This is a genomic window from Aquamicrobium aerolatum DSM 21857 (assembly GCF_900113935.1).
Classification (GTDB): domain Bacteria; phylum Pseudomonadota; class Alphaproteobacteria; order Rhizobiales; family Rhizobiaceae; genus Aerobium; species Aerobium aerolatum.
On the sequence record NZ_FORF01000003.1, the window covers coordinates 90,967 to 113,732 of the forward strand.

The following is a 22,766-nucleotide window of genomic DNA, read 5'->3' on the forward strand; positions in this document are numbered from 1 at the left end:
TTTCCTACTTCCCTACTTCCCTACTTCCCTACTTCCCTACTTCCCTACTTCCCTATCTGGCCTTCTACGCCTTTTTCCCCCTGCCTACTCCCTATTGCCTACTGCCCCCTTCACACCTCACGCGCGCACCAGCTTCAGCTGCTTGTCGAAGACGCTGAGAACCCGTGCGAGCTCGTGGCCGCGCTTGAGGATGAGGCCGCCGGCGGCCATGACGCTGTAGGCGCCCTGCTTGCGGGCCAGCGCCGGTGTCTTGATGATCTGGTAGAGCGGAACTTCGCTGGTGCGGCGAAAAACCGAGAAGACGGCGCGGTCTTTGAGATGGTCGATGGCATAGTCGCGCCATTCGGAAGCGCCGACCATCATGCTGTAAACACGAAGGATTTCGTCAAGCTCACGGCGGTGGAAGGTCACCGGGAGGTCATCTTGCTGCCGTCGCGCCTCATGCAGCGCGATCACTATTCCGGAGCCGTCCTTATCCTCCGCATTCGCGTCGTGACTGGTCATGCCCACGCCTTTCGTGACGGTTGTACGACAAAGCAGCGTCGCCCGTTGCCGCCGGAAAAGCAAGGCCATGCTGCGGTCAGGGCGCGGCGGCGTCTGAGAGGCGGCTGCGCTGCTGGATCACGAAGATGCACCCTATGTGACGATAGGTGATGATCGGCCACATTTGCGCCACAAATTGCCCAATCTGCTGCCCCAATGTGTGGCAACATTCGGTCGTTGCCTGAGACGGTTCGGTCCGGCATGGTCCCTGTAACCCCAAGCCCCCCGCCCACGGGGGCCTGTCGGATCGAACCAACTCTCTTCCATAACCGAGATGCCTTGGGCGCGACGATCCCGAATTTCAGAAGCCGGCGCTGACCATTTCAGGGCCGGTTTTTTTATGGGCGCGTATGGCGCGTCTGTATCCCGAAACTGGTTCCCAATTTCGGGATACATGCTTTAGAACTTCCCCACCACATTGAGGAAGAGCCCTCTGTCGTCCATCGTCAAGTCGCGCAGGTCGTCTGAGAAGCGGCCAAAATTGTAGCCGATGCCGACTTTGAAATTGTCGCCGACATGGCGGTAGACCGCAGCGAGAGCTCCGAAATCTGTCGTCTTGGCCTCCGGCGAGTGCAGGATACGTCCTTCGAGCAGAAGATCCCATTTGCGCACGATATGCAGGTCTGCGCGGATGATGCCCAGATGCGCTGACGAGCGCTGCCATTCGGTTTCGAACGGATAGCCAACCGCGTCTGTGCGATACTTCACCTCGGCGAGGCGAACGCCATATTTTGCGCCGACGGACAACCAGGGGACGAGATCATAGGTGAAATCGGCTGACAGGATATGGCTGCGCTGCGCGGGGGCATACATCTCGCCCGTGGCGCCGCTGACCCGCTGACCGTTCCCCGGCAGATCATAGAGCCAAGTATATTTGAACAGCGCGTTGAGCCGGTCATTGTCAACCGGGCGATAGGCCCAGCCAAGCGATGTCTCGGCGTAGCGGGTGTCCTGGTAGGACGTGACCGACGACTGCGTGTCGGACCACACAGCATCCACATTGATCATCGCGCGCCAGTTTTCGCTGGTCTTCCAGAGCAGTCCGCCGGCGAACAGATAGGTGTTCTGATCGCGGGTTCCGTCCTCGGAATCCTCGATGCGTGCCTCACCCCTCATCCGGCTGGCAATGCCGCGTTCGTCGTCCTTGTATGACATCGACAGCGACGGCGCATAGCGCTCGAAATCGGACCTTTCGAGCCCGCTGACAGGGTCGATGGTGTTGTCCCTGATAAGCCCGCCTTCAAACCCGCCATTGACGGTCCACCGTTCATCGGGCGTGTAGACCACGCCATAGGTCTGGTTCAGCGAGCGGCGCTGGCCGTAGAGGTCGTAACTGTTTTCGCTGTAGGCGGACAGCTGGTCGTTGATGCGACGCCTGACACCAGCCACGACGTCGCCGCGATCGGTTCCTGCAAGGTCGAATGTCCGGTTGAGGTCGTAAGCGCGATCCGGATCGAGGCGATAGGCGATATAATACTGATCATTGGCATTTGGATCGTAGGTCAGGCCGGCAAGCCCGCCAAGCCCATGCGTGCCGTAGGAAACCTCACCGTTCAGACCGACCGTATCCGTCAGCTTGAATTCTGTGCCCACGCCAAGCCGGTCGTTTCGGTCAATGTCGTTGGACCGATCGATCGTTGCCTGCCCGAACGCATAATAGAGGTGGTCGTCGTTTGGCCGGTAGTCGAGCCTGACGCCGCCGTCGAGACGCGCGCCGTTGTAGCCGCTCTTGCCGGCTGCGATTGCGTTCGGCGACAGGATGTCGGTGTAGGTCAGGCCGTATGACAGGCGCCAGCGCTCATCCAGATCGTGTTCGAGCGATGATGATCCCTGGCGCTTGGTCTGACCGGTGCCATCGCTGAAGTCGTCATAGGCAAGTCGGGCCCGCATGTTCGGCGCAAGTTCGAGATCTGCATCCATGCCCCAGAGACGCTTATCCGTCGCAGTGGTGCCGTCGAGCGTCGAGAAACCGGCGTCCTGATGCTCGAAATAGCCTCCGACCGTCCCTTTGGGCGCGTTGGGGTCGATGTCCCTCAGATCGAGCCGGCCCTTGAGCCGCCATGCCAGCGCGGTGTTTCCGGCACCGCCCGAGACGAGACTGTCGCTCTGGCTCAGGCCGCCATCATAGGAGCGCGACAAGCCGAAACCTGTCCCGCGCGATGCCGCGACCTCGGCGTCGAGATAGGAGCGCTCGGACATGCGCAGCCGGACATCGACGCCGCCGGCCTTCTGGTCGGCGTCGCCGGATGTTTCCTGCATACCGGTCAAGCCGACGCGGACATGTTCGCCCAGCCAGTGCTGACCACGACCGCCGATGCTGTAGCCATCGACGTCGGTTGCGATCGGTTCATATTCATACTGGGCAATCAGGAAGACTTGGTTGCCGCCAAGGGCCCCGTCACGCACCGGCCCGATGCTGCCGGACGTGGACGAAAGCGGACGGTTGAGAAGGATCACGCCCTGCAGATAGTCGAAGCGATAGTCTTCACCTTCCGTCAGATGACGACGCTCGAGCACCCGACCGGTGATGGGATCGCGGATTTCCACGGTCACGGTCTGCGAACCGCTGATCGTATTCTGGCGCTTCAGGAAGTAGGACGATCCGCCGGTCGCGCGGAACTCGTCGCGTTGCGGCAGCGTGTCGGGCTGCGCCGCATAGACCGAAACCTCGGTTCTGCGCTCGCCGAATTCGGTGCTGTCTGGCGATACATAGACGCCCTGCGCGCCGTAGAGCGCGCGTTCGTTGCGCAGGAACTGCGTGCCGGTGACGTTGGTCTTGAAATTTCCCCACATCGCATGGCTGTCGCCGCGTTCGATGCGAACGTAGAATTTGCCGTTGGTTGGCGCATCCTCGATCATCGTCGAATCGTCGCCATAGACCGGATAATAATCGTCAGGATCGAGGTTGCGGAGAATGTGGCGCGGATTGCGCGCGCCAAGGTTCTTGAAGATCCGGTCGAGATCATCCTCCGCCGTATCGGCGGCGGCGGTCAGCAGATACTCGCCCTTGATCTTGCCCTTCAGATAGAAGGCGAGACGGCCCTTGGTATAGACGGAATCGTATTCGCCCGGACGAACCGCCTCGATATCCTTGCTGCCGGTGCGCTTGCCAACCGTCAGGTCGGCAAGACCGACATAGAACCAGTCATTGTCAGGAATATCGATGTCGCGGCTGAAATGTAGTCCGCCTTCAGTCGTGGTGCCCTGGACCACCACATCGACGCTGTGATCGCCAGGTGCCAGAATGCGCTGGATGACGAAAGCATCGTCCCCGTCCACCGGCACGGTTTCGCCGAAGGCAGAGACCTGGTGGCCCGCAGGGACGTTCTTGCCGTAGACGGTGACGGCACCGCCATGGACGCGAATATTCCGTATGGCAGTGCGATCCTCACCCATGCCGGGCGCGATGGGATCTGTCGTCAGCTTCGGCGTGTCCTGCACCGCGCTGCGACGCAGCGTCAAAGGCGCGGTTTCGTCGTAACGACCCTTGCTGTCGTAGACACGCAGGACATACAGAAATTCCCGCTCATCTCGGGTTTGCGGCATCACCCAGTCAGCGGTCGCGTTTGGCTTTACCGGCAGGACGGCGACAGGGTGCGGCGTCGCCGACGTGTCGTCCGGCAGATAGATGCGGATCTCGCCGCGCTCGATGAAGTCGGGGTAGTTGGTGGTTGCCAGGAAGCTGATGGCATCGCCTGGGCCAAAACTGCGCCGCATGTTCGTCGTTGCCACATTGAGAAGCGGCGTTGCACCGAGGCCATCGAACTTGATCTGGATATCGACGCTGCTGAGGTCGAGATCGGTCCGCCGCTCACGGTCGATCTGGCGCGGTTCGCCAGCGACGATGCGGTCGCCCTTCGCATTGTCCGGCTTGCTCGTTTCCAGCACCGCGCCATCGACGCTGATCGAGAACGGAATGCTGCCCTGATCCGGGATGCGCTGGCGTTCGGTATTTGCCCCGACGGGTAGATCGTGGCTGCGGGCGTCATCGTGGATCTTGCCGCGGATCTGTCCCTCGCAGTTCTCGGCGGCACAGTCTGCATCATTGGCCAGAGACGGTTGAGCAAGTAGTGCGAAACCGATCAGGGCCGTGCCGGCCAGCAGCCGCAAACGCACGGAAGAGAGGTCGGGGCGGATGGAGCGCATTGTTTCTGTTGCCTGTCCCATCAATTTCCAGCCTTCACAGTCGTCTCGATCTCAAGCGGATAGGCCTCGCCTTTGCGCTTCCAGAGATCGGCAATTTGATTGCGCAGCGCCTTGACGCGCTTCTTCGCCAGTTCCTGCTCCGCAGCCGGCGCCACGAAACTGAGCCGAAGAACCGAAGGCTCCTGTTTCAGCACGTCGATGAGCTGATCCAGATTGTCCTGCCATTGCTTCTGCAACTCGGTGCTTTGCGGCTTGAACGCCTCACCCTGCAGGTCGAGACGAACCACACGGCTGATGGACGCACCGAAATTGATCTTCGTCATCTTGCCGGCGGTGAGGCGCACAACGCGCGGGTTCTCCGTGGTCAACCGGTAGCCGGTCGGCAAGGTGCGCTCGTCCAGCTTCATGATGAAGTTCGAACCGATCCGCTGATCCGGAAGCGCTGCGCACGGAACATGGAAGCGGCCGTGCTTGTCGGTCGTGATCAGCCAGCCCTTGACCGTCGCCACCCGGACGCCCGGCAGTCCCGGCTCACCCTGATTTTGATAACCGTCAAAGTTGCGATCGTCGAAGACGGTGCCGATGACCTCGCCGCAGTCGAAGATCGGCTCCGCGACGATCTCGACAGCCGCCTTTGCATCCGGGGCAAGCCGAGTTCCGGCCCGATCGAAGATCGAGGCGACGTTGACATGCGTGCCGGGGCCAGCCGAACTGAGAACCAGAAGATCAAGCCGGATGTCCACGACGCTGTTCGGCCCGAGCGACAAATTGGTGAAATTCACCTGGCGACCGGAGACGTCCGGTACAAAAGGAGCCCCGTCCAGCGTTGCCGAGCCTTCGATGAACCGGAAACCGGAAGGCATCGTGTCCAGAATATTGACCGGACCGGCATTGCTCGAGGAGGTGTTTTCCACCTTGATCACATAGGGAACACGCTCGCCACGTCTGACCTGATGAAGCAGCGCCTGCTTGGTGATGCGCACATCACTCGGCTCCGTGGCCGGCAGGGTCACGACAGCATCGACCGGCGCGGTTTCATAGGGCCGCAGGTTGCGCAGATTGCCCACCGCAACCGCCGTGTTGACGACCGCGTCCATGATACCCGACGCAGCATCGATATCATCCTGCGACAGGATATAGGTCGCCGTGAACCTCTGGCTTTCGTTGGGTGCCAGGGTGACCGGCGCCGGCGAAAAGGCCGACAGCGTGTTGGTTGCGGGCTGCCCCCGGAAAACCGGGCCGTCGTCCTTGGGAGTGACGTTGTAGAGCGTCGCGTTGCCGTTATTGGTGATGTCGAACGTATAGGCGATGGTCTCACCGGGTTCCGGGTAGCCATTGCCGTTCGTATCGTTCCAGGTTCCCTTCTTGACGATCGTCAGTTCCGGCGCCGGCGGAATGACCGGCACGATCAGTGGAAGATCGTCGTCGAACGTCGGCCCGGACTTGTCCTCGATATCTTTCGGACCACTGCCATCATCATAGCGTGCCGCGACAATGGCCTGATTCTCGACCTGCTCATTGTCGATGTCATCTTCGGTAATGGCATAGACCGCCTGGAAGACCTGTTGCTGACCGGGCACCAATACGCTGATTTCCGGGAACACGTTGGGCGACAGGCCTGGAAGTGGGTCGTTGAGCCTGACATTTGTCAGCACCAGATTGCCGGTGTTCTTCACCGTGAAGGTATAGGCGATCAACTGCCCCACCTCGGCCGGCTCGCTCAGCGTCGTGTTCGCGACGTCCTGCTCCTTGATCACAGCGATCGAAGGCAACTGGTCGAGCGGCACCGTGATCCGATCCGATATATTGGGGACGTTTTCGGGCGTTCCGGTCGACGGGTTGGTATAGATGCCATTCACCGACGCCTGGTTGATGACCTCACCGGCGACGATGTCGCTCTGCGTGATCGTATAGGTGCCGTCCAGCGTCACCGCATTGTTCACGCCTGGAAGCAGGAGCGGTATTGTGGTTTGCGGAAGCACGATGCCGGCCAGCGTATCGGTAAGCACGACATCGGTGAGCGTGACATTGCCGATATTGGTGATGACAAAGCTGTAGCTGATTTCATCACCGGCCTGCGGTGGCGTTTGCAGCGCGCTGTCATCGGCCGTTTTGACGATACGGATGCCCTTGTCGAGATCAATCGGGAATGGCGTCGGCGTATCGTTTGTGGTGTCCGTACCGGAGACATCCCTGACATCATCCACGGTGCCGCCAACGCTGGAGCCGATCACCTGCGCCGTATTGGCGAATTCGCCGTTGTCGATGTCCGACTGCTTCAGCGCATAGGTCGCGATGAACGCGGTCGAATTCCGTTCCGTCGGTCCCAGCGGGCCGGTCCAGCCGGTGACGTTGGTGACCTGTACGTCGGCGACAAGGTCCTCGATCCGGATGTTTTCCAGCGTGATGTTGCCGGTATTCTCGATCGTGAAGGCGTAGGTGATGACATCACCGGCCTGAACGGGGCTATCGGGCTGGGTTGCGATCGACTTGACCAGCGTGATCGCGGGTGCCCGCACCAGCGTATTTACGGTCGGGTTGTCGGTGGTGAAATCGGACCCGCTGGCATCTTCAACCGGGGTGTTTGGCCCGCTAACCGGCGTACCGGTGGTCCGCGCCATATTGCTGATGCTGCCATGATCGACATCGGCCTGGGTCAGAACGTAAGTTCCGCGAACCACAAACTCTTCCAGAGGCTGGAGGGTTGCGGCAGACAGCGCCGCCATGTCGGTGGCATTCAGAGCAACGATAATCTCATCGTCACTCACGTTCAGTTCGTCAACCAGCGTGAGATTGTTCAGCGCAATGTTGCCGGTATTGCGGATGGTGAACGTGTAGGAAATGACATCGCCCTGCACTGGCGGCGTCGACAGCGCATCCAAGCTCGCAATCTTCTTCAACGCGATCGACGGCACCGACTTCAACGGCACTGTCACCTGATCTGACGGCACCGGGGGTTGCGGTCCGGTTGGATCGCTGAAGCTGGCGGTCGCAATGTTGAGCACTTGGCCAGCGTTGATCCAGCTCTGCAGGATCGGGGCCGAGACAGTGAACTCAACGTTTGCGCCGGGCAGCAATGACGCAACCACAGCCGGTGAGACGGTCGCTCCATCCAGCGGATCGGCGACGCTCACATTGCTCAACGTGACATTGCCCGTATTCGTAGCAGTGACCTTCCAGCGAAGAATGTCGCCCGCGCGCGGATTGACCGGCTCGGACCCGATCAGCTCCTTGACGAGGGACAGGCCGGGCTGTCTGAAGGTTTCGACATCACGGTCGGACGGATCGCTGGAAATCGGCGTGTTGGTGGGCCCGTAGCTACCCGAGGCCGTCGCGGTGTTCTCGATCAGGCCTGTGTCGATATCGGCTTGTGTCACCGCATAGGTGGCATAGATGACGACGACCTCATCAGGCGCCATGTCGCCGATGACGAAGGAGCTTTCCGGGGTAATGCCCGACAGAAGATCAGCAACCGTGACATTCTTCAGGTTGGTGTTGCCGGTATTGGTGACGGTGAAGCTGTAGCGGACGATATCGCCAACCGCCGTCCGTGGATTCTGGATGTTGTTGGCGGCGATATCCTTGACCAGCTCGATCCCTGGATTGCTCAGGCTTGGAACGGTTGCCGTCGCATCCTTGGTGACGGTCAGTGGCGTTCCGCCAGAGGTGCCCCATTGCCCGACGACCGTGGCCTTGTTGTCGACCTTGCCGCGATCCAGATCATCCTGCGTCAGCAGATAATAGGCTGAGATCTCGCCATTATAGGTCTCGCCCGGTTCCAGTCGCGCGATGTTTGTCGGGCTCAGAGCCTGAAGGCCCGGCAAGGTGTCGGACAGCACGATGTCCACCAACGGTATGTTGCCGGAGTTCCTGATTGTGAAGCTGTAGTTGATCCTGTCGTTCAGTGCGGCAGCGCCGAGCGTGCGCACAGGCGTGGCAGCCTTGGTCAGTTCGATCGCAGGCGCCGGCGTCACCGTCACCGTCGTCGGCGTGTTGGATTTGGGATTGTCCTGGCCGGTCGCCGTGTTGTGAGATGCGTCGCTGGCCGGTTTGCCTGAATAGGTGCCGGTCGCGGTCACTTCAGCCTGATTGACGTGGGTGGTGGAGGTGCCAACCCACGGCACCTGCGGCTGGACCTGAACTGTAAAGGTCATCTCGGCGGTCTGACCGACGGCAAGCGTACCGCCAGTCACGATTTGCGGTGTACCGCTGCCGTCGAAGCCGGCATTCAAGCCAATGCCGGACGCGGTCACGCTCAGTACCTTGTATTGGCCCGGCGAAAGCGTTGCGTTTGCAGCAACCGCCGTTCCAAACAGCTGTGCCGCGTCGTCCATCACGTCGGTGAGGTCGACGTCTTCAAGCGGCTCCTCGGAATGGTTCCGGACCTTGATCGTGTAGGCAAGCCGGTAGCTGCCATCGGCCTGAAACTGCGCGGCGCCAACCGTCTTGCCAAGACCGATCTGCGGCAGCGGCACGAGGGTGAAGTCATTGTTGACGTGGTCATACTCACCCGTCGTGACAATGTTTGTGATGACCGATTTGCCGGTGTTGGTGGCGGTTCCTTCGCCGGCCGGATTGCTTCCCGGAAACGCTCCGCCATCGCCAGCAGCCGAGGAATAGTCGGCCAGATTAGAAACGGTGTAGCTCACCTGATAGGAGCCGGGCGGCAGATCCTGGAATATATAGGTTCCGTCAGATTTCGTCGGGATCGTCAGACTGATGTCAGTGCCGTCGTGCGTCGCCTTGCCGGTGATGGTGACCTGCGCGCCGGCAATCCCGCTATCCGTCTGGTTCAGCGTGCCGTCATTGTTGAAATCCTTGTAGATCTTTCCAGAAACGGAGCTTCCGCGAACAGTGCTGACACTGCCGGTGGAGGTGTTGTTTCCAGGAACCTTGTCGAAGGATTCCGTATCGACCGTGGCCGTGTTGGACGCGGCCTGCGCACCAAGATCGGTGATCTTGGTGTAAAGCCTCACGGTGATTGTGCCGCCAGCCGGAATATCACCGAACGTGCAATCGATCTGACGACCGGTCACCACGCCGGTGCACAGGCCTGCCCCGGCCGGGATGATCTCCGGCAGCCGTGTGAGTTCCATGCCCGCCGGCAACGTATCCGAAAGCGTGACCTCTTCAGCGATATCAAGCCCTGGGCCGGGGATGTTGGTGATGACGAGATCCCAGTAGAACTCCTTGCGAAGATCGACCGCGGCCACAGACGGTGTCTTGACGACACTGATGTCGGCGCGTGTGCGCACCGTGGTCGTCTCCCGCGAGACGTTGTTTGCCGATGGCCCTTCGTAGCCTGCCGCGGTTTCGTCGGACGACACTGAGACGGTGTTCTCCCAGCGGCCATGCTTGAACGACGTCATCTGCAGCTTGAATGAAACCGTTTCGCCAGCTTCCAGCCTTTCCTGGGTACAGTGGATCTGCCCCCCCGGTGCTGTGGTGCTGGTGCCGCTCAACGTGCATGTCAGTCCGGCCGGCACATCGACAAGTCGCGGATCGGTGAAGCCGTCAGACGGAAGCTGATCTTCGATGACGATACCGAATGCGTCGGATGGGCCGGCATTTTCCAGCGAGATCGTGTAGGTGACCGGCGTCGTGATTTCGACTGGATCATAGGGATCGTCCGTCTTGTCGATAATCAGATCGAGGCTCGGCGGCAGGATAGTGATGCCAAGCTGGGTAGAGTTGTTGCCGGTATCAGTCTCATCCGTGTCGGTCGCAACCGACGCTTCGTTGATTATTGCGGCACCAACCAAGTCCGTTGTTGGGACGACAACGATGTCGAGCGTCTTTTGTGAGCCGTTGTTGATGGTTCCGAAGGCACAGGTGATTTCCCTGTTTGTCGTACCAATCAGAGTGCCTCGCGCAGGAACATTCGTGCAGGTCGCCCCCTCGGCTTCTGCGCTGACGAAGATGACCCCTGCGGGCAGCCGCTCGGTGACGACGACATTTTCGGCGTGGCTCAGTCCCGATCGGGGAACAGAGGCGGTCACCGTGTACAGGATCTCCTGACCGGCAAACGCACCCGACGCGGAAGCAGGGCTGATCTTGGAAACAGTGACGTCCGTGAGCGGCGTAACCGTATACGAAACCTGATCCTCGTTATTGTCCAGATCCGGATCCGGGACATCGACGGAATAGGCATTGACCGTATTCGACTTGAGGCCTTGCGATCCCGGACGAACGGTGACCGAGATCGTCGGACAGTCCACACCTTGCACGCAGACCGGCAGCGAGGCGATGCTGCATTCAAGATTGCGGCCGAAATCGCCTGCCGGGGTCGAACTGCACGTCAGGCCGCGCGCCACCCCCGTCGAGACAACCGGGACCACAACGACCGGCTGCCCGCCGCCTGCCGCCCCGACGATGTCGTTCAGGCGGTCGGCGACCTGGACATTCGTCGCCTCGGCGACGCCTTTGTTGTAGACTTCGATGACAAAAGTGACTTCACCGCCAGCCTGAACCGTCTGCGCCGAGACGCTTTTCACCGTGCCGATATCCGCCCAGTTCTTGTCGTCCGCGCTCGTCACCCCGGCATGGGTGGTATTGTCCGGCAGATAGTCGTCGATGGACTCATAGTCCGGGAAAGAGACGACCATTCCGTTCGAGATCGTGCCGACCTGCTGAACTTCAGCCGTGATCGTGATCGGGTCCGTAAAGCTTCCGATCGCAAGGCCGCTGGTCGTGTAGCGGCTCGTCGTGCAGGAGATGCTCGCAGGGCCTTGAATGGGCCCCGAGGACGGGTTGCAGACCCAGCCGTTGGGCGCGTTCACTTGCGTGACAAGCAGCCCCGCCGGCAACAGGTCCGTAATCGTCATCTCATCGGTGAACGGCTTGTTGCCGCGGTTTTCGGCGCGCAGAACGAAGTCGTAGGAGTTTCCGACCGTGACAAGACCGCGAGGCGTTCCGGATTTGTGGGCCTTCAGATCGACGATCGGCGCACGAATGTCGGCCTTGAGATCCTGTGCCTGGTTGTTGTCGCGTGGAGCATCTGCATTTTCGTCAGGCGATGAGATGTTCGCCGTGTTGACGACGCCGCTCGCGTCGGTGACGAGGTCGGCGGTCGCGCTGATGGTGATCGGGCTTGCATAGACCGAGCCAGCGGCTTTCGTATATTCGCAGGTCAGCGTCCGACCAGACAGGTCGCAGCTCCAGCCCGAGCCAGCCGGCACCTGGGTGTCCACAATTCCATAATTGTCCGGAATGACATCCACGATCGTGGCACGTTCCGGTTCAATGCCGGAAAAGGCAGGCGTCAGCGTGAAGGTGACGGGATCGCCAAGCAGCAACAGGCCGCCAGGCGACCGTGTCTTCTGCAGGCGGACATCGGTCCCCGGTGTGACGTTCAGCGTGATGGTGTCATTGTCGTTGGCAGAAACCGGATCCTGCGGCGCACCGCCTTCGACCCGGCCGGGAATCGATATGGTGGAAATGTCGCCTGCGGTCACCTGCGCGGACAGGTCGAATTCATAGCTTTCGCCGACCGCCAGGGCTTGCGGGACAACGCAGATGATATTGCCGCCGGAAAGGGAACAATCTCCAGGAAGCTGCGCAATGGTCATTCCCGACGGCAGCGGGATGACAACTTGCGAACTCGTGGAAGGATAGGGACCGTTATTGGTGACGGTAGCCTTCAACGGTACACTGGAGCCAGCCTGTACCGTCGTTTGCGCAGCGGAGATCTGCAGTTCGAGATCGGCGCCGACCGTGATTGTCGTTGAGCGTTCGGCGGTGGTCCCGCTTCCCGGCGCTCCATTCGGGTCGGAAACACGACCTTCCAGCTTGATGACGCAGTTGCCACCGGAGCATTCCCCCTGCATCGGCGACAGGAGAACTTCCGCGGGCAAATCCTGCCCCGGTGTCAGAACCGGCACATCGCAACTGACCACAAGCGGAGCGGCAAGAACCTGCCCATCCGGCGCCGGCGTACAATTGTCCAGACCAGACACGCCGCGGTAGATCGTCGTTGCCGGGATGGTAAGATCCAGCTTTCCAGCGACTGTATCGTAGTTGCCGTCATTCGTGATCCTGAGATCGTACGGCAGTGTGCCGCCGGCAGGGATGATTGCCGCTCCATGACGATTGTTGATGTTCAGCGTCCATTCGCCAACAGACTGAGCCTGAGCTGCCTGCACGCACAAAAAGGAGGCGAGGGAAACGATCCCAGCCGTCAACGAGATCCGGAACATCTGGCTTAGACTTTCATTTCCAATTTAGGCTCTGGGAGAATTTGAGCGGCCTTGGCGGCCTGCCCGACCAAACCCGAAAAGACGGTTGATCCAACTGGCAGCGATGCGGAACGAGCGACCGCGAGGGTAGGAAAAACGAGACGCCAATGTGAGCGCATGGATTTTCCACGCGGAGCTGCCTGCGACCGCGTCATGTCTACCGCGTCTGCTAGTGAGTGATCCGGCTCATCTAACCAGATCCGGGGTGGCGCGCGGCTGGTGAGGTTGTCAGTTGCACACCCTTGACGTACCAATAACTTGGGGGGTCTTCTGATTCGTTTTGTGAGTGTGGTACGATTTTTTTGCGCTTGATCGGTCGGTGGTTGAGATAGGCATGTCAACCAATAGAGATCAGTTGATTTCAGCAATCTCGGACGGAATACTTCGTTTCGGATTTCAGTCCTTCAATCTGACCTACAATAAATCCAATACTCATGAATTCATGACTGATCCGACTTTGACGGACTGGTCGAAAAGTGATCTTGAAGGCTATCATCGCAACAATCTGATCGATTGCGATCCTTTGCTTGAGCTTCTGGCGGAACGACATGTTCGCAAATTGTGGCGTCCTGCCGATTGGCACGGCAAGCCCAAGGCGCAAGCCTATCGTGCATATGTCGAGCAGATCGGCGTGCGCAGCGGCGTGACAGTAACGCTTGCTGGGCGCGCGGACCGCATCAGCGCCTTTGCGGCCCTCTCCAGAGAAAATGTTGAAGATCCGTCCGTTGCGCCGGCCATTGCCGTCCTGGCGCAAGCCGCGCTCGCAAAAGCGGCGGCTCTGGAAATTCCAGGCGAAGATCTTCCCGCTGCCTGCGCCCGGCAAAGTTCTCTCACCGCCAAGCAACTGGAAATATTGTCGTGGGCACGCGAGGGAAAATCGAACCGCGACATCGCCACGATCCTGAGTATCTCGACGCGGACGGTGAACTATCACATGTCGGAGATCCTGAAAAAGCTCGGCGTTGCCAGCCGCACGCAGGCCATCACGATGACATCATAGCCGGGAACCGGCGGTCCCCGCCCGGTTGAACAACATGCACTCCTTTCGAGCCCTCTGCCGTTGGCGCAGGCCTGCGAAAATCTGGGATCATACAGTTTAGCGGGGAGGCTCGAGGATTGCGGCGCCGAGGATGGCGCCGGGCAGGCCGCCTTCGCGCATTTCCTGCAGCAGCACCGCGCAGCCCCCCGCGCCCTTGCGGGTGATCTCGCTGAGCGGGATTTCCAGCCGGGTGCGCTCTCCCGACCACATGCCGACCGTGTGGAAGCGCGATACCGAATTGACATAGGTGAACTGACGGCCGTTGTCGCGCCCGCGCGTGATCTCGACCCTGGTCGTCGGATTGAAATAGACCAGCACGATCTGCACCTGATCGACGGGATGCGGATAGGCTTCGGTCTGGATGGTCAGAGCGCCGTCGTCATAGGACAGCCGCACCGGGACGCTGAGGCCGTCTTGCGCATTGTCGAGCTGCGAGATCGAGGCCTCGATGTGATTGCGCTTGGCGCCGTTCATCTGCTGGCGGCCATTGATGATCGCCTGCGGGGTATAGACCGAGCGCTCGCCGAAGGCGCGGCTGTAATCCTGCTGGCGCGCGGTGTTGTCGACCGTGGCCAGCGTGTCGCGCCAGCCCAGATAATCCCAGTAGGTGACGTGATAGGCGAGGGCGACGACATCGTCGCGCTCGGCCATTTCGCGCAGCATCTCGTCGGCAGGCGGGCAGGAGGTGCAGCCCTGGCTGGTGAACAGCTCGACCACCGCGCGCGGGCGGGTGTGGCTCTCCTTCGCCCCTGCGCCTGCGGCGGCGGGCAAGGAGACAAGAAATGCAGCCGCGGTCAGGCTCAGACAGGTCAGATGCAACGCTTCATCCCGATCGGTTTTTCGGCCCATGAGGCCCGGTTTGAATTCATGGCGCAAGATTAGGCCTGCGGGGGGCTCGACGTGAAGTCACGTTGAGGTGAAACTTGGCGTCCTGCAAGGGGCGGGCAAGGGGGAGTGTCCATGTTCAGCGATCTTCATGCGCAGCTTGATCTTTATTGCGAGCGGACGGGGCCGGAATTCTGGTCCGAGCCGGTCAACGCGCTGACCAATCTGGCTTTCGTTGCCGCGGGGCTTTGGGGGGTGTCGGTTTCGCGGCGACGTGGAAGGGACGGCTTTGCGCTGCTCCTGTGCTGGTGGGTGGTCGCCATCGGTCTCGGATCGTTCCTGTTTCACACTTTCGCGACGCGGGCAACGATGTGGGCCGACATCCTGCCGATTGCCGGTTTCACGCTGGCCTATACCTTGTTCAACCTGCGCCGCTTTCTCGGCTTTGGCTGGCCGAAGGCGCTGGCGATCTTCGCCGCGTTCTATGCCGTGGCAGCCGTGCTGACGCTGCTGGTGCCCGAATGGCTGCGTGAAGCTTCAAACGGCACTACCGGCTATTTGCCGCCGTTTCTGGCGCTCTTGTTCTTCGGCGCGTGGCTGGTGCGGGTGGGACACCCTGCCGGCTGGTACAATCTCGGCGCGGTGGCGATCTTCGTCGTGTCGGTGACGTTTCGTGCGCTCGACCCGGTGGCCTGCGAGGCGATGCCGCTCGGCACGCATTTCCTCTGGCACAGCTTCAACGGCCTGATGCTGGGCGTGGTGCTCGCCGCTGTGGTCAATCATGGCCGCAGCAAGATTGCGCAACGCTAGATGTGAAGAGACCCGGCATTGCTGCCGGGCCTCTCCTGCGGTTCCCCTCCGCATTATGGGTGATAGGCGACTTCGCCATGGCTCGACAGGTCGAGGCCGACAGCTTCGTCCTCGGCGCTGGGGCGTAGGCCGATGAGGAGATCGACGAGCTTGTAGAGGAGCGCTGAGACGACACCGCACCACAGGACCGTGACGGCGACGGCGGCGAACTGCGTCCAGAGCTGCGCGACCATGGTGACACCTTCCTCGTAGCCGACGCCGCCGAGCGAGGGGGCTGCAAGGATGCCGGTGCCAAGCGCGCCGATGATGCCGGCAATGCCGTGGATGCCGAAGACGTCGAGCGAGTCGTCGTAGCCGAGCCTGTGCTTGACGACAGCGACGAAGTAGTAGGCGACCGCGCTGGCAAGCGCGCCGAGCACCATCGCGCCGACCGGGCCGACAAAGCCGGCTGCCGGGGTGACGGCGACCAGACCGGCGATGACACCGGAGGCGCCGCCGAGCAGCGAGGCCTTGCCACGCATTGTCTTTTCAACCAGCGACCAGGCGATGATGGCACCGGCGGTGGCGGTAAAAGTGTTGATCATCGCAAGCGCCGCGCTGCCGCCTGCCGAAAGCGCCGAGCCGGCGTTGAAGCCGAACCAGCCGACCCACAGGATGGCCGCACCGATGAGCGTCAGAGGCAGGCTGTGCGGGGCCATGTTGTCACGACCAAGACCGCTGCGCTTGCCGATGATCAACGCGCCGACGAGGGCAGCGATGCCGGCATTGATGTGCACCACGGTGCCGCCGGCAAAGTCCATCGCGCCCCAGCCGAAGAACAGGCCGTTGGCGTCCCATGCCATGTGGGCGACGGGGAAGTAGACGAGGCTGACCCAGAGGACGACGAACAGGATCACCGCGCCGAACCTGACCCGCTCGGCAAAGCCGCCGACGATCAGCGCCGGGGTGATGCAGGCAAAGGTCATCTGGAAGCAGATGAAGACGAGTTCGGGGATTGTGCCGGATTCGGATGCAGGGGTGACGCCGGCAAGGAAGAGCTTGCCGAAGCCGCCGAAATAGGCGCTGTCGCTGCCGCCGAAGGCGAAGGAATAGCCCCACAGTACCCAGACGACGATGACCACCGCAGTGATCATCGTCGTCTGCATCAGCACCGACAGGATGTTCTTGGCGCGCACGAGGCCGCCATAGAACAGCGCCAGGCCGGGCAGGATCATGAACAGGACGAGGATGGTCGACATCAGCATCCATGCGGTGTCGCCGCTGTCGATGCCGGATGTGGCGGCGGCGGCTTCTTCCTGCGCCCATGCGGGCGCGGCGGCGATGGTCAAAGCTGCGAATGCCGCGCCTGCCATCGATACAAGGTGTGAACCCTTCATTTCAAATCTCCTGAGGTCGGGTGAGCGTGCCGCTCACAAAGCGTCGGTGTCGGTTTCGCCGGTGCGGATGCGCAGGGCCTGCTCGATGGCGATGACGAAGATCTTTCCGTCGCCGATCTGGCCGGTTCTGGCGGCTGTCGAAATGGCTTCGACGACCTGCCCGACACGTTCGGTGGCAACAGCCACTTCGATCCTGACCTTGGGGAGAAAAGCGACGTCATATTCGGCGCCGCGATAGATTTCAGTGTGGCCCTTCTGTCGCCCGTAGCCCTTGACCTCGGTGACCGTGAGGCCTTCGATGCCGATGGCGGTGAGTGCTTCGCGCACCGCGTCGAGCTTGAATGGCTTGATGATTGCCATGATGAATTTCATCAAGATTTCCCCTTGCTGTGCGGCTTGCCGCGTTGCAATTGCAGCCGCTGCCGAAGCGGCGCTGTTCGGGGATATTCAAGCGGCGTGCCAGTTGCCGATAGAAAACGACAAGCTCTTGAAAACAAAAGAAATAAAAATGAAACGCCGCGCTCCGGGATAGCCGGGCGCGGCGCTTTTGTCTAAAATTCAGGCATATTTACGCCAATGATTATTTCTTGGGCTGCGTGCGCAGGCGAACCAGCCCTTCCTGTGCGGTGGAGGCGATCAGGGTACCGTCGCGGGCATAGAGGAAGCCGCGGGCAAGGCCGCGCGCGCCAATCGTGGTGGGGCTGTCCTGCGTGTAGAGCAGCCAGTCGTCGAGCTTGTGCGGGCGGTGGAACCACATTGCGTGGTCGAGGCTGGCCATCTGGATCTGCGGGTCGAAGCCGACCTTGCCATGGGCGAAGGTGGTGGTTTCCAGCAGCGTCATGTCTGACAGATAGGCAAGGATCGCCGCCTGCAAACGACTGTTGTCCGGGACCGGCCCGACCGTGCGCAGCCAGACATTCTGGCGCGGCGGCAGCTTGTCGGTGCTGGTGTAGTGCTCGGTGTTGACCGGGCGGATGTCGAGCGGGCGCTCGCGCGACCAGAACTTGCGCACGGCGTCCGGGACGGGATGACCGGTCTGCTCCAGAAGCTGCACCTGCGTTGGCAGGTTTTCGGGATCCGGCACGTCGAGCGGCATCGGCATCTGATGCTCAAGCCCGTCCTCAACCACCTGAAACGAGGATTCGAGCGAGAAGATTGCGTGGCCATGCTGGATCGCGGTGACGCGGCGGGTGGTGAACGAGCCGCCATCGCGCAGTCGGTCGACCTGATAGATGATCGGCACCTGCGGATCGCCGGGGCGCATGAAATAGCAATGAAGGGAATGTACCGCGCGGCTGTCATCGACGGTTCGCTGGGCGGCGACAAGCGCCTGCCCGATAACCTGGCCGCCAAAGACGCGCTGCCAGCCGACCTTGTGACTGCGACCACGATACAGGTTGTGTTCCAGCTGCTCGAGATCGAGAATATCGAGTAGCTCTTGCATGGCCTGTGTCATAGAGAGTTCCTAAGCATTCATCTGGTCCGGATTTCCGACACATTGGCACATCAAGTCAAGGCAGGTGGAGCTGCCGGCAGCAAAAGGACAAAGCATGGCTGACACATCCGCGCGTTTCGACGTGATCATCGCCGGGGCAGGCTATGTCGGCCTCGCCATCGCCGTCTCCATTGCGCAGGCGCGACCCAGCCTCGCTATCGCCATCGTCGATGCAGCGCCGGAAGGCGCGTGGCAACGCGACCGGCGCTGTGCCGCGATTGCCGCTGCGGCGACGCGGATGCTCGACCAGCTCGGCTGCTGGGAAGAAATCGCCCCCAAGGCACAGGCGATGACCGATATGGTGATCACCGATTCGCGCACCGCCGATCCGGTGCGCCCGGTGTTCCTGACTTTCGACGGCGAGGTCGCGCCGGGCGAGCCGTTTGCCCATATGGTCGCCAATCTCGACCTGACGACCGCGCTGCGCCGCCGCGCCGGCGAACTTGGCGTGCACATGATCGAGGGCGTCGGCGTCACCGGTTTCGACACCGACCCGGCAAAGACCAATGTTCACCTTGCCGATGGGCGCGAACTGGAAACCCGCCTGCTGGTTGCCGCCGACGGCGTGCGCTCGCGCCTGCGCGATATGGCCGGCATTAGGACGGTGAAGTGGGAATATGGCCAGTCGGGCATTGTCTGCACCGTCGGCCATGAGCGCCCGCATGGCGGCCGCGCCGAAGAGCATTTCCTGCCAGCGGGACCATTTGCAATCCTGCCGCTGACGCCGGACGAGAACGGCACCAACCGTTCGTCGATCGTCTGGACCGAGCGGACCGAGGACGCCGACCGGCTGGTGGCCGAGGATGAACTGGTGTTCGAGGCCGAACTGGAAATGCGCTTCGGGCTCAAGCTCGGCGAGATCCATGTGATGGACAAGCCGCATGCCTGGCCGCTTGGCCTGACGCTGGCGCGCGACTTCGTCAGGCCGCGCTTTGCGCTGGCGGGCGATGCGGCGCATGGCATCCACCCGATTGCGGGGCAGGGGCTCAATCTTGGCTTTCGCGATGCGGCGGCGCTGGCCGAAGTGGTGGTCGAAGCCGACCGGCTCGGACAGGATATCGGTACGCTCGACATCCTCGAGCGCTATCAGGAGTGGCGTCGCTTCGACACGCTGCAGATGGGCGTGACCACCGATGTTCTGACGCGGATGTTCTCCAGCGATTTCGGCCCCTTGCGCATGGCGCGCGATTTCGGCCTCGGGCTGGTCGACCGCATGCCGAAGCTGAAGGACTTCTTCATCCGCCAGGCCTCAGGCCTTTCGGACAAGGCACCGCGGCTGTTGCGCGGCGAGGCGATCTGAGGGAGGGGAGTAGGCAGTAGGGGAGGATATGATCCGCCCCTCTACCTTCAAGCTTATTCCAGCCCACCTGTTCCCCTACTCCCTTATTTCCCCTATTCCCCTCACGGCTCTCCCCGCTTGCATCCCCGGCAATTCTGGCTATCTTGCCCGCCATGAGCCTTGAATCCGTACGTGCCTTCCTCGCCGATAAAGCCCCCGATATCGAGATCATCGTCACCGAGCAGAGTTCTGCCACGGTGGAACTCGCCGCACAGGCGCATGGTGTCGAGCCTGCCCAGATCGCCAAGACGATCTGTGTGCGTGTCGGGGAGCAGGCAATGCTGATTGTCGCTGGCGGCACCGCGCGTCTCGACAACAAGAAGTTCAAGGCGCAGTTTTCCGGCAAGCCGCGCATGCTCGGCGCCGAAGAGGTGGTGGAACTGACCAGCCATCCGGTCGGCGGCGTCTGCCCGTTCGGTGTTGCAACGCCGATGCCGATCTATTGCGACGAGTCCCTGCGCGCCTTTGACGAGGTGGTTCCGGCTGCCGGCGCGACCAATGCGGCGGTGCGCATCGGCACCGAGCGTCTCGCCGAAATCACCGATGCCAGCTGGGTCGACGTCTGCCAGTAGACGGCGACTACCTATAGGCACTGGGCCTGCATCCCCTAAAGCGTGTCGCGATCCTTCGGATTCGCTTCACACGCTTTAAGTTCCTGCATTGACGCATGTCTTTATCCCGAAACCGGTTCCCACTTTCGGGCGACATGCGCTATCTTGCAGCGTAGCCACCACTACAAACCAGGGAGATGATCATGGATCGCCACGCAACTGCCGTCTGGAAAGGTGCTCTCAAGGACGGGTCGGGAACGCTCGACACCCAGAGCGGTGTCCTGTCGGCCAATCCCTATTCCTTCAAGGCGCGCTTTGAGGACGAAAGCGGCAAGTCCGCAACCAATCCGGAAGAGCTGATCGCCGCCGCCCATGCCGGCTGCTTTGCCATGCAGCTGTCGCATTTCCTTGCCGAAAACGGCACCCCCGCAGAGAGGCTCGAAGCCAAGGCCGTGGTCACGCTCGTGCCCGGCACCGGCATCACCCGCAGCGCGCTGACGCTGCGCGGCAACGTCCCCGGCATCGACGACGCCAAGTTTCAGGAACTCGCCGACAAGGCCAAGAAAGGCTGCCCCGTGTCGCAGGCGCTCGGCGCGATCGAGGTGACGCTGGACGCGAAGCTGGGGGAGTAGGTTGGTAGGGGAGTAGGGGAAGAGGTGGGCTAAAATAAGCTTGAAGGGAGAGGGGCGGGTCGTATCCTTCCCTTATTCCCTTATTCCCTTATTCCCTTATTCCCTTATTCCCTTATTCCCTTATTCCCTTATTCCCTTACTGCGCTGCCGCTGCCTTCTCGATCTCCGCCTTCAACGCTCCCGCCACGATCTCCGCCGTGAACGGGCCGACCTGTTTCCAGGCGATCTTGCCGTCCTTGCCGACGAGGAAGGTTTCGGGCACGCCGTAGACGCCCCAGTCGATGGCGGCGCGGCCGCTGTCGTCGACGCCGATGGCGTCGTAGGGATTGCCGAGATCGCCGAGGAAGCGACGGGCGTTCTCCGGGCGGTCCTTGTAGTTCAGCCCGACGATCGTGAGGCGTTCATCCTTGGCCAGCTGCATCAGGAATGGATGCTCCTGCCGGCACGGACCGCACCATGATGCCCAGACATTGACCAGCGTGACCTTGCCGGCGAATTGCGCCGGGTCGAGACCGGGCAGCGCTACGCCTTCCAGCGGCGGCAAGGCGATCTGCGGCGCTTGTGCGCCGATGAGGGCAGAGGGCACCACCGAACTGTCGCGGCCTGACAGGAGCTGGGCGGCAAAGACGCCGGCGAGCGCCAGGAAGACGAACAGCGGCAGCAGCGCCAGCCAGCGCCGCCTGGTGCCGGCGGGCGTTTCGGGCGTGGTGGTCATCGGGCGGTGCCTGCGCGGTCGGAGCGGCGGCGGATGCCGGCCTTTTCAAGCTGGGCAAGTTCGCGCTTGCGCGCGCGCTGGTCGAGAAGGATCCAGAAGGCGAGCGCGCCAAGGACGAGGAGCGTCGCGCCATAGGCGGCGGTGACGTAGATCGCGTGGGTGCTCATCTCAGGCCTCCTGCCGGTCGGCGCTGCGCGCGGCGATGCGGCGCATGGCGGCAACGCGTCGACGCCAGATTTCGGTGCGCATCGCCATCAGGTGCAGGGTGAAGAACAACAGCGAGAAGCCGACCGCGCAGATCAGGAGCGGCCACAGCATCGAGGGATGAATCGTCGGGCCGTCGAGGCGGATGACGGAGGCTGGCTGATGCAGCGTGTTCCACCAGTCGACCGAGAACTTGATGATCGGAATATTGATGAAGCCGACCAGCGTGACGATGGCGGCGGCGCGCGCGCTGCGGCCGGGATCGTCAAGCGCGCGGGTCAGCGCGATGACGCCCAGATACATCATGAACAACACGAACACCGAGGTCAGGCGCGCGTCCCACACCCACCAGGTGCCCCACATCGGCTTGCCCCAGATCGAGCCGGTGATCAGCGCCAACAGCGTGAAGGCGGCGCCGATCGGCGCGGCGGCCTTGAGCGACACGTCGGCCAGCGGATGACGCCAGACCAAAGTGCCGAGCGCCGACAGCGACATGATCGAGTAGCACATCATCGCAAGCCAGGCGAAGGGCACGTGAATATACATGATCCGCACGGTGATGCCCTGCTGGTAGTCCTGCGGCGCATTGAAGGCGAGCCACAGGCCAACAGCCAGCGCGATTGCGGAAAGGGCGGCAAGCCACGGCACCAGCCGGTCGGCCAGCGCGATGAACCGTGTTGGATTGGCAAGGTCCATCCAACGTCCGGCAGGTGCTGTTGCGCTATCGTTCATGGCTGTCTTTCATAAACGGGGTCGGCGGGGATCGCAATTTGCTGCACTTGTCGCAGTTTGCGCGGCGCGGCAAGTGCTGCACCGGGTTTGCCAGCGCATCTGATAAGGCAGGATGGCCTGTTAGA

At 61.6% G+C, this 22,766-nt stretch carries 16 protein-coding genes; 6 read left to right on the forward strand and 10 right to left on the reverse strand.

Annotation, left to right across the window (positions count from 1 at the left end; translation table 11 throughout):
* Positions 1–117: 117 nt before the first annotated feature.
* From BMZ42_RS03460 to BMZ42_RS03470, 3 genes are all read right to left on the reverse strand, one after another.
* The gene (locus BMZ42_RS03460; RefSeq protein ID WP_091518664.1) at positions 118–504 is read right to left on the reverse strand and encodes a DUF2794 domain-containing protein; all 387 of its coding nucleotides are present in this window, start codon (positions 502–504) and stop codon (positions 118–120) included.
* A 438-nt stretch (positions 505–942) separates the two neighbouring features.
* Positions 943–4,710, reverse strand: a complete 3,768-nt coding sequence (locus tag BMZ42_RS03465; protein WP_244523140.1) for a TonB-dependent receptor — start codon at positions 4,708–4,710, stop codon at positions 943–945.
* Complete coding sequence (locus BMZ42_RS03470) at positions 4,710–12,884, reverse strand: DUF7507 domain-containing protein (protein WP_091518675.1); 8,175 nt, start codon at positions 12,882–12,884, stop codon at positions 4,710–4,712. Before BMZ42_RS03470 ends, BMZ42_RS03465 begins: the two co-directional genes overlap by 1 nt.
* Positions 12,885–13,257: 373 nt before the next feature.
* Between BMZ42_RS03470 and BMZ42_RS03475 the strand changes: the two genes are divergently transcribed.
* Positions 13,258–13,923: a helix-turn-helix transcriptional regulator gene (locus BMZ42_RS03475; protein ID WP_091518677.1), complete on the forward strand. Its 666-nt coding sequence runs from the start codon at positions 13,258–13,260 to the stop codon at positions 13,921–13,923.
* A gap of 96 nt (positions 13,924–14,019) precedes the next feature.
* Here the strand turns inward: BMZ42_RS03475 and BMZ42_RS03480 are convergent, their stop codons facing one another.
* Complete coding sequence (locus BMZ42_RS03480) at positions 14,020–14,811, reverse strand: DUF1223 domain-containing protein (RefSeq protein ID WP_091518679.1); 792 nt, start codon at positions 14,809–14,811, stop codon at positions 14,020–14,022.
* Between the two features lie 111 nt (positions 14,812–14,922).
* Here BMZ42_RS03480 and BMZ42_RS03485 point away from each other — a divergent pair, with 111 nt between their 5' ends.
* Entirely contained in the window at positions 14,923–15,597 is a 675-nt protein-coding gene (locus BMZ42_RS03485; RefSeq protein WP_091518681.1) for a ceramidase domain-containing protein, read from the forward strand.
* A gap of 53 nt (positions 15,598–15,650) precedes the next feature.
* On the opposite strand, the gene BMZ42_RS03490 is transcribed toward BMZ42_RS03485, so the two are convergent.
* Entirely contained in the window at positions 15,651–16,973 is a 1,323-nt protein-coding gene (locus BMZ42_RS03490; protein WP_091518682.1) for an ammonium transporter, read from the reverse strand.
* Between the two features lie 33 nt (positions 16,974–17,006).
* Positions 17,007–17,345 (reverse strand): P-II family nitrogen regulator, encoded by a 339-nt coding sequence (locus tag BMZ42_RS03495; RefSeq protein ID WP_091518685.1) that lies wholly within the window; start codon positions 17,343–17,345, stop codon positions 17,007–17,009.
* Between BMZ42_RS03495 and BMZ42_RS17915 the strand changes: the two genes are divergently transcribed.
* A complete protein-coding gene (locus BMZ42_RS17915; protein WP_175556621.1) occupies positions 17,332–17,505 on the forward strand; it encodes a hypothetical protein in 174 nt (57 codons plus the stop codon). The two genes, BMZ42_RS03495 and BMZ42_RS17915, sit on opposite strands and share 14 nt — an antisense overlap.
* Before the next feature lie 48 nt (positions 17,506–17,553).
* Here the strand turns inward: BMZ42_RS17915 and tesB are convergent, their stop codons facing one another.
* Positions 17,554–18,429 carry an acyl-CoA thioesterase II gene (gene tesB / locus BMZ42_RS03500; RefSeq protein WP_091518688.1) on the reverse strand — a complete coding sequence of 292 codons (876 nt, stop codon included), beginning with the start codon at positions 18,427–18,429 and terminating at the stop codon, positions 17,554–17,556.
* 94 nt (positions 18,430–18,523) lie between these two features.
* Here tesB and BMZ42_RS03505 point away from each other — a divergent pair, with 94 nt between their 5' ends.
* From BMZ42_RS03505 to BMZ42_RS03515, 3 genes are all read left to right on the forward strand, one after another.
* Positions 18,524–19,768, forward strand: a complete 1,245-nt coding sequence (locus BMZ42_RS03505; protein WP_091518689.1) for a ubiquinone biosynthesis hydroxylase — start codon at positions 18,524–18,526, stop codon at positions 19,766–19,768.
* 152 nt (positions 19,769–19,920) lie between these two features.
* Entirely contained in the window at positions 19,921–20,379 is a 459-nt protein-coding gene (locus BMZ42_RS03510; RefSeq protein ID WP_091518692.1) for a YbaK/EbsC family protein, read from the forward strand.
* 182 nt (positions 20,380–20,561) lie between these two features.
* Positions 20,562–20,990 (forward strand): OsmC family protein, encoded by a 429-nt coding sequence (locus tag BMZ42_RS03515; RefSeq protein WP_091518694.1) that lies wholly within the window; start codon positions 20,562–20,564, stop codon positions 20,988–20,990.
* 136 nt (positions 20,991–21,126) lie between these two features.
* Here BMZ42_RS03515 and BMZ42_RS03520 read toward each other — a convergent pair whose 3' ends face one another.
* Genes BMZ42_RS03520 through BMZ42_RS03530 form a run of 3 tightly spaced genes read right to left on the reverse strand, consistent with a single transcriptional unit; the run spans position 21,127 to position 22,641 of the window.
* A complete protein-coding gene (locus BMZ42_RS03520; RefSeq protein WP_091518697.1) occupies positions 21,127–21,705 on the reverse strand; it encodes a DsbE family thiol:disulfide interchange protein in 579 nt (192 codons plus the stop codon).
* Complete coding sequence (gene ccmD, locus BMZ42_RS03525) at positions 21,702–21,872, reverse strand: heme exporter protein CcmD (RefSeq protein WP_091518699.1); 171 nt, start codon at positions 21,870–21,872, stop codon at positions 21,702–21,704. Before ccmD ends, BMZ42_RS03520 begins: the two co-directional genes overlap by 4 nt.
* Position 21,873: 1 nt before the next feature.
* Positions 21,874–22,641, reverse strand: coding sequence for a heme ABC transporter permease (locus BMZ42_RS03530; protein ID WP_091518701.1), 768 nt, complete (start codon positions 22,639–22,641; stop codon positions 21,874–21,876).
* Between the last annotated feature and the right edge of the window lie 125 nt (positions 22,642–22,766).